General features: G+C 70.8%; 14 protein-coding genes. All 14 read left to right on the top strand.

Annotation, left to right across the window (positions count from 1 at the left end; genetic code table 11):
• Positions 1-22 precede the first annotated feature (22 nt).
• The 14 genes from FM119_RS14135 (at position 23) to FM119_RS03540 (ending at position 14,474) form a co-directional block, all read left to right on the top strand.
• Positions 23-307 carry a Glu/Leu/Phe/Val dehydrogenase dimerization domain-containing protein gene (locus FM119_RS14135; RefSeq protein ID WP_245827243.1) on the top strand — a complete coding sequence of 95 codons (285 nt, stop codon included), beginning with the start codon at positions 23-25 and terminating at the stop codon, positions 305-307.
• On the top strand, positions 285-1,112 hold the full coding sequence (locus FM119_RS03480) for a Glu/Leu/Phe/Val dehydrogenase family protein (RefSeq protein ID WP_245827244.1): 828 nt from the start codon (positions 285-287) through the stop codon (positions 1,110-1,112). The genes FM119_RS14135 and FM119_RS03480 overlap by 23 nt, the downstream gene beginning before the upstream one ends.
• A gap of 90 nt (positions 1,113-1,202) precedes the next feature.
• A complete protein-coding gene (locus FM119_RS03485; RefSeq protein ID WP_087136301.1) occupies positions 1,203-1,781 on the top strand; it encodes a TetR/AcrR family transcriptional regulator in 579 nt (192 codons plus the stop codon).
• Positions 1,782-1,815: 34 nt separating this feature from the next.
• Positions 1,816-3,237 (top strand): MFS transporter, encoded by a 1,422-nt coding sequence (locus tag FM119_RS03490; protein WP_087136302.1) that lies wholly within the window; start codon positions 1,816-1,818, stop codon positions 3,235-3,237.
• A gap of 35 nt (positions 3,238-3,272) precedes the next feature.
• Positions 3,273-4,505 (top strand): metal-dependent hydrolase family protein, encoded by a 1,233-nt coding sequence (locus FM119_RS03495; RefSeq protein WP_087136303.1) that lies wholly within the window; start codon positions 3,273-3,275, stop codon positions 4,503-4,505.
• Between the two features lie 195 nt (positions 4,506-4,700).
• Positions 4,701-5,549, top strand: a complete 849-nt coding sequence (locus tag FM119_RS03500) for a nitrilase-related carbon-nitrogen hydrolase (protein ID WP_087136304.1) — start codon at positions 4,701-4,703, stop codon at positions 5,547-5,549.
• A gap of 102 nt (positions 5,550-5,651) precedes the next feature.
• Positions 5,652-7,070, top strand: a complete 1,419-nt coding sequence (gene hydA, locus FM119_RS03505; RefSeq protein WP_087136305.1) for a dihydropyrimidinase — start codon at positions 5,652-5,654, stop codon at positions 7,068-7,070.
• A gap of 44 nt (positions 7,071-7,114) precedes the next feature.
• Positions 7,115-8,131, top strand: coding sequence for a TIGR03842 family LLM class F420-dependent oxidoreductase (locus FM119_RS03510; protein ID WP_087136306.1), 1,017 nt, complete (start codon positions 7,115-7,117; stop codon positions 8,129-8,131).
• Positions 8,128-9,036: an ABC transporter permease gene (locus tag FM119_RS03515; RefSeq protein ID WP_087136307.1), complete on the top strand. Its 909-nt coding sequence runs from the start codon at positions 8,128-8,130 to the stop codon at positions 9,034-9,036. Before FM119_RS03510 ends, FM119_RS03515 begins: the two co-directional genes overlap by 4 nt.
• Positions 9,033-9,881, top strand: coding sequence for an ABC transporter ATP-binding protein (locus FM119_RS03520; RefSeq protein WP_087136308.1), 849 nt, complete (start codon positions 9,033-9,035; stop codon positions 9,879-9,881). The genes FM119_RS03515 and FM119_RS03520 overlap by 4 nt, the downstream gene beginning before the upstream one ends.
• Positions 9,878-10,693 (top strand): ABC transporter permease, encoded by an 816-nt coding sequence (locus FM119_RS03525; RefSeq protein WP_087136309.1) that lies wholly within the window; start codon positions 9,878-9,880, stop codon positions 10,691-10,693. Before FM119_RS03520 ends, FM119_RS03525 begins: the two co-directional genes overlap by 4 nt.
• A 226-nt stretch (positions 10,694-10,919) precedes the next feature.
• Positions 10,920-12,050, top strand: a complete 1,131-nt coding sequence (locus FM119_RS03530; RefSeq protein WP_087136310.1) for an ABC transporter substrate-binding protein — start codon at positions 10,920-10,922, stop codon at positions 12,048-12,050.
• Between the two features lie 212 nt (positions 12,051-12,262).
• The gene (locus tag FM119_RS03535) at positions 12,263-13,600 is read left to right on the top strand and encodes an aspartate aminotransferase family protein (protein WP_087136311.1); all 1,338 of its coding nucleotides are present in this window, start codon (positions 12,263-12,265) and stop codon (positions 13,598-13,600) included.
• A 103-nt stretch (positions 13,601-13,703) separates the two neighbouring features.
• A complete protein-coding gene (locus FM119_RS03540) occupies positions 13,704-14,474 on the top strand; it encodes an SDR family oxidoreductase (RefSeq protein ID WP_087136312.1) in 771 nt (256 codons plus the stop codon).
• The last annotated feature ends 55 nt before the right edge of the window (positions 14,475-14,529 follow it).

Here is a 14,529-nt window from a genome sequence, read left to right on the forward strand (position 1 = left end):
CGGAGAAACGAAAGGACACACCATGAACCGAACCGCCACTGTCGAACACGGGATGAGGGGGCAGGGCATCGAGCACGAGGACGTCCGCTTCGGACGGGGGCGGCGGAGCGGCCTGCTCATCGCGGTCGCCGTGCACGACACCACCATCGGTCCTGCCCTCGGCGGGTGCCGGCTCTGGGGCTACGCGAGCGCCGGCGACGCCATCGACGATGCACTGCGGCTCTCCCGCGGGATGACCTTCAAGAACGCGCTCGCGGGGCTCCCCTCGGGGGGGCGGCAAGGCGGTGATCGCTCTCGCCGCGGGTGAGCGCCTGGACGCGGAGCGCCGGCGCGCGGCCTTCCTCGATCTGGGCGATCTCGTCGATGCGTTCGGCGGGAGCTATCGCACGGCGGAGGACGTCGGTACCGCCTCGGCCGACATGGCGGTCGTGGCCGAGCGGACGGAGCACGTCGTCGGCTTGCCCGCCGAGAGCGGCGGGCAAGGCGACCCGGCCGAGTTCACCGCTCGTGGCGTGCTGGCCGCACTCGGTGAGACGCTGCGTCGCACCACGGGTAGTCCCGATCCTCGGGGGCGGACGATCACCGTGGCCGGTCTGGGACAGGTGGGGTTCCGTCTCGCGCGCACGCTCGCCGAGGCGGGGGCGCGGCTGACCGTGACGGACGTGAACCCGTCCAGGCGGGCCGACGCTGAGGCGATCGGCGCGCGCTGGGTCGATCCGGCCGGAGTGCACCGTGTGCCGTGCGACGTCTTCATGCCGGCGGGGGTCGGCGGGATGCTGAGCGATACGGTGATCGCCGAACTCGCGTCGGCTGCCGTGGTCGGCCCCGCGAACAACCAGCTCGCGACCCCTGACGGCGGTGCCCTTCTGGCCGCACGCGGGATCCTGTACGCACCGGACTATTTGGTGAACGCCGGCGGCGTGATCCACCTGGGGGCTGAGGGCACTCCGGAGGAGATCGCTGCGCGCATCGACGGCATCTCGCACACACTCGAGCTCGTGTTCGATCGGGCGGATCGCGAGGGCATCACCACCGATGCTGCGGCGGATCGGATCGTGGTGGCGCGCCTGACGGCGGAGCGCTCGCGGCGGCGCGCGGCGGACCCGCGGTGATGTTTCGTCGCGATTTCCGATGCCGAACGTCACGATTACGATACGCGACACCGCGTATCGTAACCGTGGCGTGAGGGCTACGGTGAGAACATGACCACCGACACAGCGGCCTCCCCCGGGGGCCGACCTCGAGACGACGAGCTGACGGAGAAGATCCTTCAGCGCACCTGGGACGCGCTGTGTGCAACCGGGTACGAGGCGCTGGACATCCAGGCCGTCGCCACGACGCTGGGCTGTGCCAAGAGCACCATCTATCGCCGGTGGCCGACGAAGGCGGCGCTCGCCGCCGCCGCGCTCGAACGCATGCTGGTCGTCGGCGACGACCCCGACACCGGGGACGTCGCCGAGGACCTGCTGCGGTTCTCGCTCATCAATGTCCGCAACCAGCTCGGTCAGACCGCCGTCACCGTCTACCAGCTGCCTGACGACGTCGCGGAGAACCTCTGGTCCGGCGTCTACGGCAAACGGCAAGAGCAAATCATCACGATCATCGAACGCGCGGTCGACCGCGGCCAGCTGCCGGTCGACACGGACGTCGTCGCCCTGATCGACATCCTCTCCGGCTTCACCCTCTTCCGGCTCCTGGTGCGGAAGAGCCCTCCGCAACCCGACGAACTCGCTGAGATCATCCGCGCTCTCGTCGCTTCCCCTCCCCGCTCCGCGTCATAGCACCAGGCCTCCAGGCCCCTTCCCTAGGAGAACTATGTCCACACGCACCACGCCGCTCGACCGCACGGCGACGCTCCCCGTCGCCTCCGTCATCGGCTTCCTCGTCTTCACCGAACTCGCGAGCGGCTTCGTGCAGGGGTACTACCTCCCGCTCATCGCCCTGTTCGGAACCGAGTTCGGCGTCAACGCGGCCCAGCTCAACTGGTTCACGACCGTGTTCACCCTCGCCTCCGCCGTGCTCGTGCCCGTGCTGTCGAAGATCGGGGACCGCTACGGGCACCGCCGGGTGCTCCGCATCGCCGTTGTCCTCGTCTTCGCCGCCTCGCTCATGGTCGCCTTCGCGCCGACGTTCGAGGTGCTGCTGATCGGGCGGGTGCTCATGGCGCCGCTCACCGTGTGGCTCCCCCTCGAGATCGCGCTGATCCACAACCGCATCACCGGCGACACGGCGCGCAAGGCGATCGCCTACCTCGTCGCCGTCCTCGCCATCGGCGCGGTCCTCGGGTCCCTCGCGTCCGGGGGAGTGACGGCGCTGACCGACGACATCCACCTCGTGCTCCTCGTGCCCTGCGTGATGGTTGCCGTCGCGCTCTACGCGGTCTTCGTCAAGATCCCGGAGTCCACGGTTCGTTCCACGGCCAAGATCGACTACGCGGGCTTCGCCGGCCTCGCAGTCATCGTCGCCGCACTGCTGTGGGGAATGGGGCAGGTGTCCTCGCAGGGGTTCACCTCGCCGGCTGCCTACGTCCCCATCGCCGCCGCCCTGATCGCCGCCGTGCTCTGGAGCGTGTGGCAGCTCAGGGTCGCCACCCCGGCGATCGACCTGCGCCTGGTGGCCTCGCGGGCGCTCGGGCCGCTCTATCTCGCCTCGTTCCTCTTCGGCCTCGTGCTGTTCGGCAACCAGGTCCCCTTCGCCACCTTCCTCACCGCCGACCCGGCGGTGACCGGGTACGGCTTCGGCCTGACCGCCGTGCAGCTGTCGGGCCTGACAGCGGCGACAACGGGGATGGCGGCGGTGGGGTCCACCGTGTCGCCGTTCCTGGCGAAGCGGCTGGGGCTGCTCGGCGTGCTCATGCTCGGCAGCGGAATCGGAGCGATCGCCTTCGTCCTGCAGGTGCTCATGCATTCGGCGCTCGTCTGGTCGGCGACGTTCTTCCTCGTGAGCTGGTTCGCGATGGGGCTGCTGATCGGTGCGATGCCGACTCTCATCGCCGAACGGTCCCCGAGCGACGCGACGGGGATCGCCGCAGGGATCTACAACACGCTCCGCACCCTCGGCGGGGCGATCGCGGGGGCGCTGGTCGCTTTCGTCCTCACCGTGACCGTGCCCGACGGGGGCAGCGTGCCAGGGATATCCGGGTACGTCCTGGTCTGGGTCGCATCCGCCGTGGCCTTCGGCATCGCCATCGTCCTGCTGAGCGCCTCCCGCCAGCGCGTGGCGGCTGAACGCAAATGAACAGGACCCGCACCGTGCAGAGTCAAGGAGAAGAAATGCCAGCAGCACCGACCACCGTTTTCCGCTCGGCGCGGGTGTTCGACGGACACGCGTTCCTCGACGCTCCCCGCGATGTCGTAGTCCGGCAGGGCCGGGTCGCCGCTGTCGAGCCAGGCTCGTCGGAGATCGGAGGGGGCGTCGACGTCGTCGAGTGTGAGGGGCGCACGCTCGTCCCCGGTCTCGTCGACGCGCACGTTCACCTGATGGTGGCGAACGCCAACCCGATGCGTTCCGCGCAGGAGCCGTTCTCGCTTCCGTTCTACCGATCGGTCAACAGCGCCAGAACGATGCTGCGCTCGGGGGTGACCTCCGCCCGCGACCTCACGGGCGCCGACGCGGGGCTCCGCGAGGCGATCGACGAGGGCGTCATCGCCGGTCCGAAGCTGTCCATCGCGGTCAACGCGTTGAGCATCACCGGCGGTCACGGTGACAACTGGCTGCGCTCGGGGGTGACCCTGCATCACACGAACCCCTCTCTCGGGGTGCCAAGCGGCATCGCGGACGGGGTCGAGGAGGTGCGCAAGGTCACCCGCACCATGCTCAGGGCCGGAGCCGACGTGATCAAGGTGTGCGCCACGGGAGGCGTGATGTCGACCAACGACCACCCGGATCACACCCAGTTCGGGCTCGATGAGCTGCGTGTCATCGTCGAGGAGGCGGAGGCGCACGGCAGCTATGTCGCGGCGCACGCGATCGGCACCCAGGGAATCAAGAACGCGATCCTGGCGGGTGCGCGGACCATCGAGCACGCGATCTACCTGGATGACGAGGCCATCGAGCTGATGCTGGACCGGGACGTCGTGCTCGTTCCGACGCTCACGGCACCGCGCCAGGTACTCGAGTACGGTGGTGGCCCGTCCGGCCTGCCCGACAACATCCTGGCGAAGGCGAGGGGTGTCGTCGGGCGGCACCTCGACAGCTTCCGCCGCGCCGTGGACGCCGGGGTCGTCGTCGCCATGGGTTCGGACTCGGGGATCGGCCCGCACGGTCTCGGTCTGACGGAGCTGCCGGCCATGGCCGAGGCGGGAATGCCGGTCGACGCCATCCTCCGTTCCGCGACCTCGATCGGCGCGAGGCTGCTGCCGAACGTCTCCGGCGTCGGTGAGATCCGGCGGGGTTCCGCCGCGGACCTGGTCCTTCTCGACCTGGAGCTGACGGCGTCGGAGCAGCTCGCCGAGCTGCCCGACCGCATCGTGGGCGTGTGGAAGGACGGTGCGCTCGTCGAGTGACGGGCGGGAGCGTCGGCGACGACGATCAAGCGCAAACGGCGCCGGGACGGTTTACCGCCCGGCGCCGTTTCGCGTCGAATCCTCCGATCGGTCCGACGAATTTACGTCTGCGTCACGCGGGGAAACGACAGAGAAATGTTTACGCCAAAAGATAACAAAAAGTACCTCGCCAGACACCCGCCAACAGGAGGACGAATGACCGTCATCAGAGCCGCGATCACCCAGACGACCTGGACGGGGGACAAGGAGTCCATGCTCGACAAGCACGAGCAGTTCATGCGGACCGCCGCGGAGAACGGCGCCCAGGTGATCTGCTTCCAGGAGCTGTTCTACGGCCCCTACTTCGGCATCACCCAGGACAAGAAGTACTACGCCTACGCCGAGCCCGTCGACGGCCCCATCGTCACCCGCTTCGCCGCGCTGGCCAAGGAGCTCGGCCTCGTCACCGTGCTGCCGATCTACGAGGAGGACCAGCCAGGGGTGTACTACAACACCGCCGTCGTCGTCGACAGCGACGGCACCGTTCTCGGCAGCTACCGCAAGAACCACATCCCCCACGTCGAGCGCTTCTGGGAGAAGTTCTACTTCCGGCCAGGCAACCTCGGCTACCCCGTCTTCCAGACGGCCGTCGGACCCATCGGCGTGTACATCTGCTACGACCGGCACTTCCCCGAGGGGTGGCGCGAGCTCGCCCTCAACGGGGCCCAGATCGTGTTCAACCCCAACGCCACCAAGCCCGGCCTGTCCAACCGGCTGTGGGAGCTCGAGCAGCCGGCCGCCGCCGCCGCGAACGGCTACTTCGTCGCCGCACCCAACCGCGTCGGCCGCGAGGACAACGAGTACGGCGACGAGGCGGTCACCTTCTACGGCAACAGCCAGTTCGCCGACCCGAGGGGCACCATCGTCGGCGGCTACGCCAGCGGCGAGGACGAGGAGGTCGTCATCCGCGACCTCGACCTCGACCTGGTGCGCGAGGCCCGCGACGACTGGCAGTTCTTCCGGGACCGCCGCCCCGACACCTACACGGCGATCCCGCGCCCCTGACGGCAGCGGCCGGGGAGCCCCGCGCTCCCCGGCCACCGCCAGGCCCGACGCCCGCGCCCGACGACGCCAGGCGGAACGACGAGGAACGACAGGAGACCACCCATGAAGACGCTCATCACCAACGGAACGGTCGTCAGCGCGACGGGCCGCGTCGTCGCCGACGTGCTCATCGACGGCGAGCGCATCCAGGCGCTGCTCGCGCCGGGGTCGCAGCTGCTCGGCAGCGAGCTGAGCGCGAGCGTCGACCGGGTGATCGACGCCGCGGGCAAGTACGTCATCCCCGGCGGAATCGACGCGCACACCCACATGCAGATGCCCTTCGGCGGCACCGAGGCCAGCGACACCTTCGAGACCGGCACCCGGGCGGCCGCCTGGGGCGGCACGACGACGATCATCGACTTCGCCGTGCAGAAGCACGGGGAGCGGGTCATGGACGCGCTCGCCGCCTGGCACGACAAGGCCGCGGGGGTGTGCGCCGTCGACTACGCGTTCCACCAGATCATCGGCCACGTCACCGAGGACTCGTTGCAGGCGCTCGGCAGCCTCGCCGACGAGGGCATCACCAGCTACAAGATGTTCATGGCCTACCCCGGCGTCTTCTACAGCGACGACGCGCAGATCCTCCGGGCCATGCAGCGGGCGGCCGACCTGGGCCTGATGACGATGATGCACGCCGAGAACGGCCCCGTCATCGACGTGCTCGCCGAGCAGCTCGTCGAGGCGGGCAAGACGGGCCCCTACTACCACGGCATCGCCCGCGCCTGGCAGGCGGAGGAGGAGGCCACGCACAGGGCGATCATGCTCGCCAACCTGACCGGTGCTCCGCTGTACGTCGTCCACGTCAGCGCGAAGCAGGCCGTCGCCCAGCTCGCGACGGCACGCGACGCCGGGCAGAACGTGTTCGGCGAGACCTGTCCGCAGTACCTGTACCTCTCGCTCGAGGACCAGCTCGGAGCCCCCGGCTTCGAGGGGGCCAAGTGGGTGTGCTCGACGCCGCTGCGCTCCAAGCACGAGCACCACCAGGAGCACATGTGGCGGGCGCTGCGCACCAACGACGTGCAGATGGTGGCCACCGACCACTGCCCGTTCTGCATGAGCGGCCAGAAGGAGCTGGGGGTCGGCGACTTCCGCAAGATCCCCAACGGCATCGGCTCCGTCGAGCACCGCATGGACCTCATGTACCAGGGCGTCGTCACGGGTGAGATCACGCTCGAGCGCTGGGTGGAGCTGACCAGCACCACCCCGGCGCGCATGTTCGGCATCTACGGCCAGAAGGGCGTCATCCAGCCGGGCGCCGACGCCGACGTCGTCGTCTACGACCCGAACGGCCACACCTCGATCGGCCTGGGCAAGACCCACCACATGAACATGGACCACTCCGCGTGGGAGGGCTTCGAGATCGACGGCCACGTCGACACGGTGATCTCGCGCGGCCGGGTCATCGTCGACGGCGACCGCTACCTCGGCTCGGCCGGCGACGGCCGCTTCGTCCGCAGGGGACTCAGCCAGTACCTCGTCTGACCCGCACACCGCCAGCCCACGCGACCCACGCACAAGGAGACACCATGGATTTCGGAGCAGTACTGCAGATCGACCCGCCCGCGCAGCGCACGGTCGCGCTGGCGAAGAAGGCCGAGGAGCACGGCTTCGACTACGTCTGGACGTTCGACTCGCACCTGCTGTGGCTCGAGCCCTACGTCGTCCACAGCCAGATCCTCGCCGAGACCCGCAAGGTCAAGGTCGGCCCCTTCGTCACCAACCCGGCGACGCGCGACTGGACCGTCACGGCGTCGATCTTCGCCACCCTCAACGAGATGTACGGCAACCGCACCGTCTGCGGGATCGGCAGGGGCGACTCGGCCGTGCGTACGCTCAACGGCAAGCCGACGACCCTGGCGACGCTGCGCGAGTCGGTGCACGTGATCCGCGAGCTGGGCAACTCCAGGGCCGTCGAGCACAACGGCTCGACGATCCGGTTCCCGTGGTCGCACGGCAGCGAGCTGGAGGTGTGGGTCGCCGCGTACGGCCCGCGCGCGCTGGCACTGACCGGCGAGGTCGCCGACGGCTTCATCCTGCAGCTGGCCGACCCGGACATCGCGGCGTGGATGATCGGGGCCGTCAAGGAGGCCGCCGAGCGTGCCGGACGGGACCCCGAGTCGCTGCAGTTCTGCGTCGCCGCCCCGATGTACGTGGGCGAGGACTGGGAGCACATGCGCGAGCAGTGCCGCTGGTTCGGCGGCATGGTCGGCAACCACATCGCCGACATCGTGGAGCGCTACGGCACGGACGGGGCGGTCCCGCAGGCGCTCACCGACTACATCGCCGGCCGCACCGGCTACGACTACAACGAGCACGGCCGGGCGGGGAACAGCCACACCTCCTTCGTCCCCGACGAGATCGTGGACCGCTTCTGCCTGCTGGGGACCGCCGAGCAGCACATCGAGAAGCTGGAGCGGCTGAAGGAGCTCGGCGTCACCCAGTTCGCCGGGTACCTGCAGCACGACAACAAGGAGGAGACCCTCCGCGTCTACGGCGAGCGCGTCATCCCCGCGCTCAGGGACACCGTTCTGGCGACGTCATGAGCACGCGCAGCCGCTCCCTGCTGTTCTCCTCCGCCACCGGCATCGCCGGGGTCGCGCTCCTCGCGGTGCTCTGGGAGGGGTACAAGGCGCTCGGCCCCGCGGAGGGGCTGCGGATCGGGGCGGTCGAGGGGGAGCGGGGCAGCGGGGTCATGGTGCTGCCGCGCACGGACGACGTGGCGATGCCCCACCTGATCGACATGCTCGTCCGGCTGCTCGAGCCGGTGTCCTCCTCCGCCGCGGACACGCCGCTGTGGCTCGCCGTCGTGCAGGCCGCGAGCCTGAGCCTCGGCATCGCCCTGTGCGGGCTCGCGATCGGGCTCGTCGTCGGCACCGTGCTCGCCGTGGCCATGCAGCGGGTGCGGATCGTGGAGTCGGCTGTGCTGCCCCTGGTCATCCTGTCCCAGACGGTTCCGCTGATCGCGCTGGCGCCGCTCGTGCGCAGCTGGGGGGCGCGCATCGAGATCGGCGAGTTCGAGTGGCAGAACTGGATGTCGGTCGCCGTCATCGCCGCGTACCTGGCGTTCTTCCCCATCGCGGTCGGGATGCTGCGCGGCCTGCAGTCGCCGAGCGCGGTCGACGTGGAGCTGATGGACTCGCTGGCCTCCGGCTGGTGGTCGACGCTCGTGCGGCTGCGGCTCCCGGCCGCCGTGCCGTACCTCGTCCCCGCGCTCAAGCTGGCGGGCGCGAGCGCCGTCGTCGGCACCGTCGTGGCCGAGGTATCGGTGGGCCTTCCGGGGGGCATCGGCCGGATGATCATGGAGTTCGCCGGCTTCGTCTCCTCCGACCCGGCCAAGGTCTGGGCACCCATCACCGGAGCGCTGCTGCTCGGCCTCGTCGTCGCGGGCCTCGTCGCCCTCGCCGGCCTTCCCCTGAACCGATTCCGTCGAACGGAGCTCGCATCATGACCATCATCATCGACACCCCCGAACGGCTCGACACCACGACGGACGCCGTCTCCGTCGACGGGGTCACCCGCATCTTCTCCGCTCGCAAGCGGGGCGCGGCCGACGTCGTCGCGCTCAGCGACGTCAGCCTCACGGTGCACGCGGGCGAGTTCGTCTCGCTCATCGGCCCGTCCGGCTGCGGCAAGAGCACCCTGCTGCGCCAGATCGCCGACCTGGACCAGCCGGACGCCGGCAGCGTGAGCGTGTTCGGCAAGACGGCGAGGAGGGCCAGGCTCGACCAGGACTACGGCATCGCGTTCCAGCAGGCCGGTCTGCTGCCCTGGAGGACGGTGAGCCAGAACATCGCGCTGCCGCTGCAGATGCACCGCGAGCGCGGGCTGGACGTCGCCGCGCGGGTCCGCGAGCTCATCGAGCTCGTCGGCCTGGGCGACTTCGCCGACCGCTACCCCGACCAGCTCTCCGGCGGCATGCAGCAGCGCGTCGCCATCGCCCGCTCGCTGGCGCGCAACCCGAAGCTGCTGCTCATGGACGAGCCGTTCGGCGCCCTCGACGAGATGACGAGGGAGCGGATGCAGTCCGAGCTGCTGCGGATCTGCGGCGAGACGGGGGCCGCCGTCGTCTTCGTCACCCACTCGATCCCCGAGGCGGTGTTCCTCTCGCACCGGGTCGTGGTGATGTCGCCGCGGCCGGGGCGGGTGAAGGAGGTCGTCGTCATGGAGCGCGCAGGCGCCCCGGTCGGCTCCGACGCCGTCAGGGACGACGCCGCGTTCTTCCGCGGGGTCACCGCCGTGCGGGAGGCGCTGCACGACGGCGCCGCCGCGGGCCAGGGGGTGGAGAACCGATGACGGCCGCGACCGCGGTCCCCTCCGCTCCCGTCGTCGCGCGGCGGCGGGGACTCCCGCCCGCGCTGGCGTCCGCGCTGCCCCCGCTCGTCCTCGTCGTCGTGGCCCTGCTGCTGTGGGAGCTGGCCGTCAGGGCGTTGGAGATCCCCGCGTTCCTGCTGCCGGCGCCGTCGGCGATCGGCGCGGAGTTCGCCCGGCTGACCCCGCAGATCGTCGAGGCGAGCGTCGCAACGGGCACGAACGCGCTCCTCGGCCTGGTGATCTCCGCCGTCGTTGCCGTGCTCCTGGCCATCGCGGCCTCCGGCGCCCGGGTCGTCGACGGCATGCTCGCGCCGGTGGTCGTCGCCCTCGCCGTCGTGCCGATCGCCGCCGTCGCCCCGGTGTTCTACATCATGTTCGGCTCCAGCTCGGAGACGGGGCGCGTGATCGTCGTCGCGATCGCCGTGTTCGTGCCCGTGTTCGTCAACGCCCTCCGCGGCCTGCGCCAGGTGAGCCCCGTGCACCGGGAGCTGCTGCGGGCCCTGAACATCACCGGATGGCGCGCCGTGCGCACCGTGACGGTTCCGACGGCCCTGCCGTTCGTGTTCACCGGCCTGCGCCAGGCGTCCTCCCTCGCCGTGATCTCCGCGCTCGTGTCCGAGTACTTCGGCGGGCCGAAGACCGGCATCGGATCGCAGATCACCACGGCCGCCTCCGGAAGCAACTACGCGCAGGCCTGGGCCTTCGTGCTGGGGGCGATCGTGACCGGACTGGCGTTCTACCTCGTCACGCTCGCGCTGGAGCGCGTCGTGTCCCGGCACCGTCCCTCCCCCTGAGCGGTCCGGCCTCGACCCGGCCCCTCCCGGTCCGGCGCCCGCTCGCCGGCGCCGCGTTCCGCCCACCGACCCGCTCCACCGACCCGCACCGCACCACCCCGCATGACCCGCACCACCCCGCACCACCCTGCATCACCCCGCACCACTCCACCGCTCCATCCGATTCGCTCCACGGCCGACCACGACGGACACCGTCCGCGGCCCCACCGAAAGGAACGTGACCACGATGCACAGCAAAAAAGCAGGCGCCATCGGCGCCGTCCTCGCCACCGCCCTCCTCCTGTCCGGCTGCAGCTCCTCCGGCTCCGAGCCCGAGGCGTCCGGTGACAGCGAGCTGACCCCCGTCAAGCTCCAGCTCCAGTGGCTCACCCAGTCGCAGTTCGCCGGCTACTACGCGGCCCTCGACCAGGGCTACTACGAGGACGAGGGCCTCGACGTCGAGATCATCCCCAGCGGAGGCGACATCGTGCCGCAGGACGCGCTCGCCGCCGGGGACGTCGACTACGCCATCGCCTGGGTGCCCAAGGTGCTCGGCTCCATCGAGCAGGGCGCCAACATCACCAACGTCGCCCAGATCTTCGAGCGGAGCGCCACGCTGCAGGTCGCCTTCGCCGACTCCGGTATCACCACGCCGGAGGACCTCGAGGGCAAGACGATCGGCTCCTGGGGCTACGGCAACGAGTGGGAGCTGTACGCCGGCCTGAACAAGGCGGGTATCACCGACCCGGACATCGTCACCCAGGCCTTCGACATGGAGGGGCTGCTCTCCGGCGAGATCGACGCCGCCCAGGCCATGACCTACAACGAGTACGCCCAGCTGCTGGAGACGACGAACCCGGACACGGGCGAGCTGTACACGCCGGAGGACTTCTCCGTCATCAACTGGAACGACGAGGGCACGAGCATGCTCCAGGACGCCATCTGGGCGGACGCCGAACGGCTCGCCGACGCCGACTCCGACTACGCGGAGACCACGGTGAAGTTCCTCAAGGCCAGCGTCAAGGGCTGGGTCTACGCCAGGGACAACGTCGAGGAGATCCCCGGCATCGTCACCGAGGCCGGCTCCACCCTCGGCGCCTCCCACCAGCTGTGGATGGCGAACGAGACGAACAAGCTCATCTGGCCCTCCGGCGACCGCATCGGCGTCATCCAGCAGGACGCCTGGGACCAGACCGTCGACCTGGCGCTGAAGACGAGCAACGAGAACGGCCCGCTCATCACCGCCGACCCGCCGGAGACGGCGTTCAGCAACGAGTACATCGAGCAGGCGCTCAGCGAGCTGGAGGGCGAGGACGTCGACGTGACCGGCGCGGACTACAGCCCGATCGAGGTCACCCTCGAGCCCGGCGGCGAGTAGCCGGACCGTGCCGGGCGGGCCACCCCGCCCGGCACCCGCGGGGCCGGGGCGCCCGTCACACGCACGGGCCGCCCCGTCCCGGGCAGCCGCCCCCACGCGCACGGCGGGCCGCCACGCCGCACACGCACCCACGCACGGCGGGCGGACCGACACCGCCTACCGCACCCGCCGCGGCCACCGCCGCACACCGCAGGAAGAAAGAGAGCGAAGCCATGCCCACAACCGCCGCAGCGGGACCGGGGCTCGACCCGGACGACAACCGCAGGGCACTCGAGCTCGACAGGGCCGGGGTCTTCCACTCCTGGTCGGCGCAGGCCGAGCTGTCCCCGATGGTCCTCGCCGGGGGCTCCGGCTGCCGGGTGTGGGACTACGCGGGCACGGAGTACCTGGACTTCTCCAGCCAGCTCGTCAACGTCAACATCGGCTACCAGCACCCCCGGGTGGTCGCCGCGATCCAGGAGCAGGCCGCGCAGCTGGTCACCGTCTCGCCCGCGACCGCGAACCTCGCCCGCGGCGAGGCGGCCAAGCGGATCCTCGAGGTCGCCGGGGAGGGGTTCAGCCGGGTGTTCTTCACCAACGGCGGCGCCGACGCGAACGAGAACGCGATCCGCATGGCCCGGCTGTCCACCGGGAGGGACACCGTCCTCAGCCAGTACCGCTCGTACCACGGCGGCACGGGCGCGGCCATCGTCGCCACGGGCGACTGGCGCCGCATCCCCAACCGCTACGCCAGGGGGCACCGGCACTTCTTCGGGCCCTTCGCGTACCGGAGCGAGTTCTGGTCGGACGGCGAGGAGCAGGAGTGCGAGCGCGCCCTGCACCACCTGGAGCGCACCATCCAGGCCGAGGGGGCTGGCACCATCGCCGCGATCCTCATCGAGACGATCCCCGGCACCGCGGGGATCATGCCGCCGCCGGCCGGCTACCTGCCCGGCGTGCGCGAGATCGCCGACCGCTACGGCATCGTCCTCATCCTCGACGAGGTCATGGCCGGCTTCGGACGCACCGGCGACTGGTTCGCCTTCCACCGCTACGGCGTCACCCCCGACCTGGTGACCTTCGCCAAGGGGGTCAACTCCGGCTACGTCCCCGCCGGGGGCGTGCTCATCTCGCCGCGGATCGCCGAGCGCTTCGACCACGACGTCTACCCCGGGGGGCTGACCTACTCCGGGCACCCGCTGGCCATGGCGGCGATCGTCGCGACCATCGACGCCATGAGGGACGAGGGCATCGTCGACAACGCGGCGCGCGTGGGGGCCGAGGTCATCGGCCCCGCCCTGCACCGCCTCGCCGAGGACCACCCCTCGGTCGGCGACGTCCGCGGCTGCGGCGTCTTCTGGGCGATCGAGCTCGTCGCCGACGGGGACGGCGCCGAGCCTCTGGACGCGGCGACCATGGCCGCGCTCAAGGCGGAGCTGCTCGGCAGGGGGCTGCTGCCCTTCGTCACCGCGAACCGCATCCACGTCGTGCCGCCCTGCGTCGTCACCGCCCAGGAGGCGGCGGAGGGCATCGCGATCATCGACGCAGCCCTCGGCGCGCTCCGGCTCTGACGCCCGGCACCACGCCCCGCCGACACTCCGCTCCGCCGGACGCCCGACCACCGCGCGTCACCCCCCCCGCACCACCCCGCCCACGGACACGAACAGGACCACCATGACCGCCACCACACCCGCCCGCCGCGCCGTCGTGACGGGGGCGTCCTCCGGCATCGGCGCCGCCACCGTCCGGGCCCTCGTCGCCGACGGCTGGGACGTCGTCGCCGCCGCGCGCCGCACCGACCGGCTCGAGGCGCTCGCCGCGGAGACCGGCGCGACCCCGCTGACCGTCGACGTCACCGACCAGGCCTCCGTCGACGCCTTCGCCGCCGCGGCGCTGGCCGGGGGACCGGTCACCGCCGTCGTCAACAACGCCGGCGGCGCGATGGGACTCGAGCCGGTCGCCGACGCCGACCCCGCCGACTGGGAGTGGATGTACCGGGTCAACGTGCTCGGGCCGCTCCGCATCACCCAGGCCTTCCTCCCCGGGCTGCGCTCCCACGGCGGCGAGCTCGTCTTCGTCACCTCCACCGCGGCGCACGGCGCCTACGCGGGCGCGGCCGGATACACCGGCGCGAAGAAGGCCGAGCAGATGATCGCGCACACCCTGCGCATCGAGCTGGCCGGCGAGCCGGTCCGCGTCATCGAGATCGCACCGGGCACCGTCGCCACGGAGGAGTTCTCGCTCGTCCGGTTCCGCGGCGACGGGGACAAGGCCGCCGCCGTCTACGCCGGGATGGACCCGCTCAGCGCGGACGAGGTCGCCGGGACGATCGCCTGGGCGCTCGCTCAGCCGGCCCACGTCAACGTCGACTCGCTGATCCTCCGGCCGCTCGCCCAGGTGAGCAACCAGCTCACCGTGCGCAGGGACGAGGGTGCGCGGGGATGAAACCGCCGCGAAACACGCCCGAACGATGACGGGGATAGCGTGAGCGCACCGGCGC

The organism is Mycetocola reblochoni REB411, from assembly GCF_900163835.1.
Taxonomy (GTDB): domain Bacteria; phylum Actinomycetota; class Actinomycetes; order Actinomycetales; family Microbacteriaceae; genus Mycetocola_B; species Mycetocola_B reblochoni.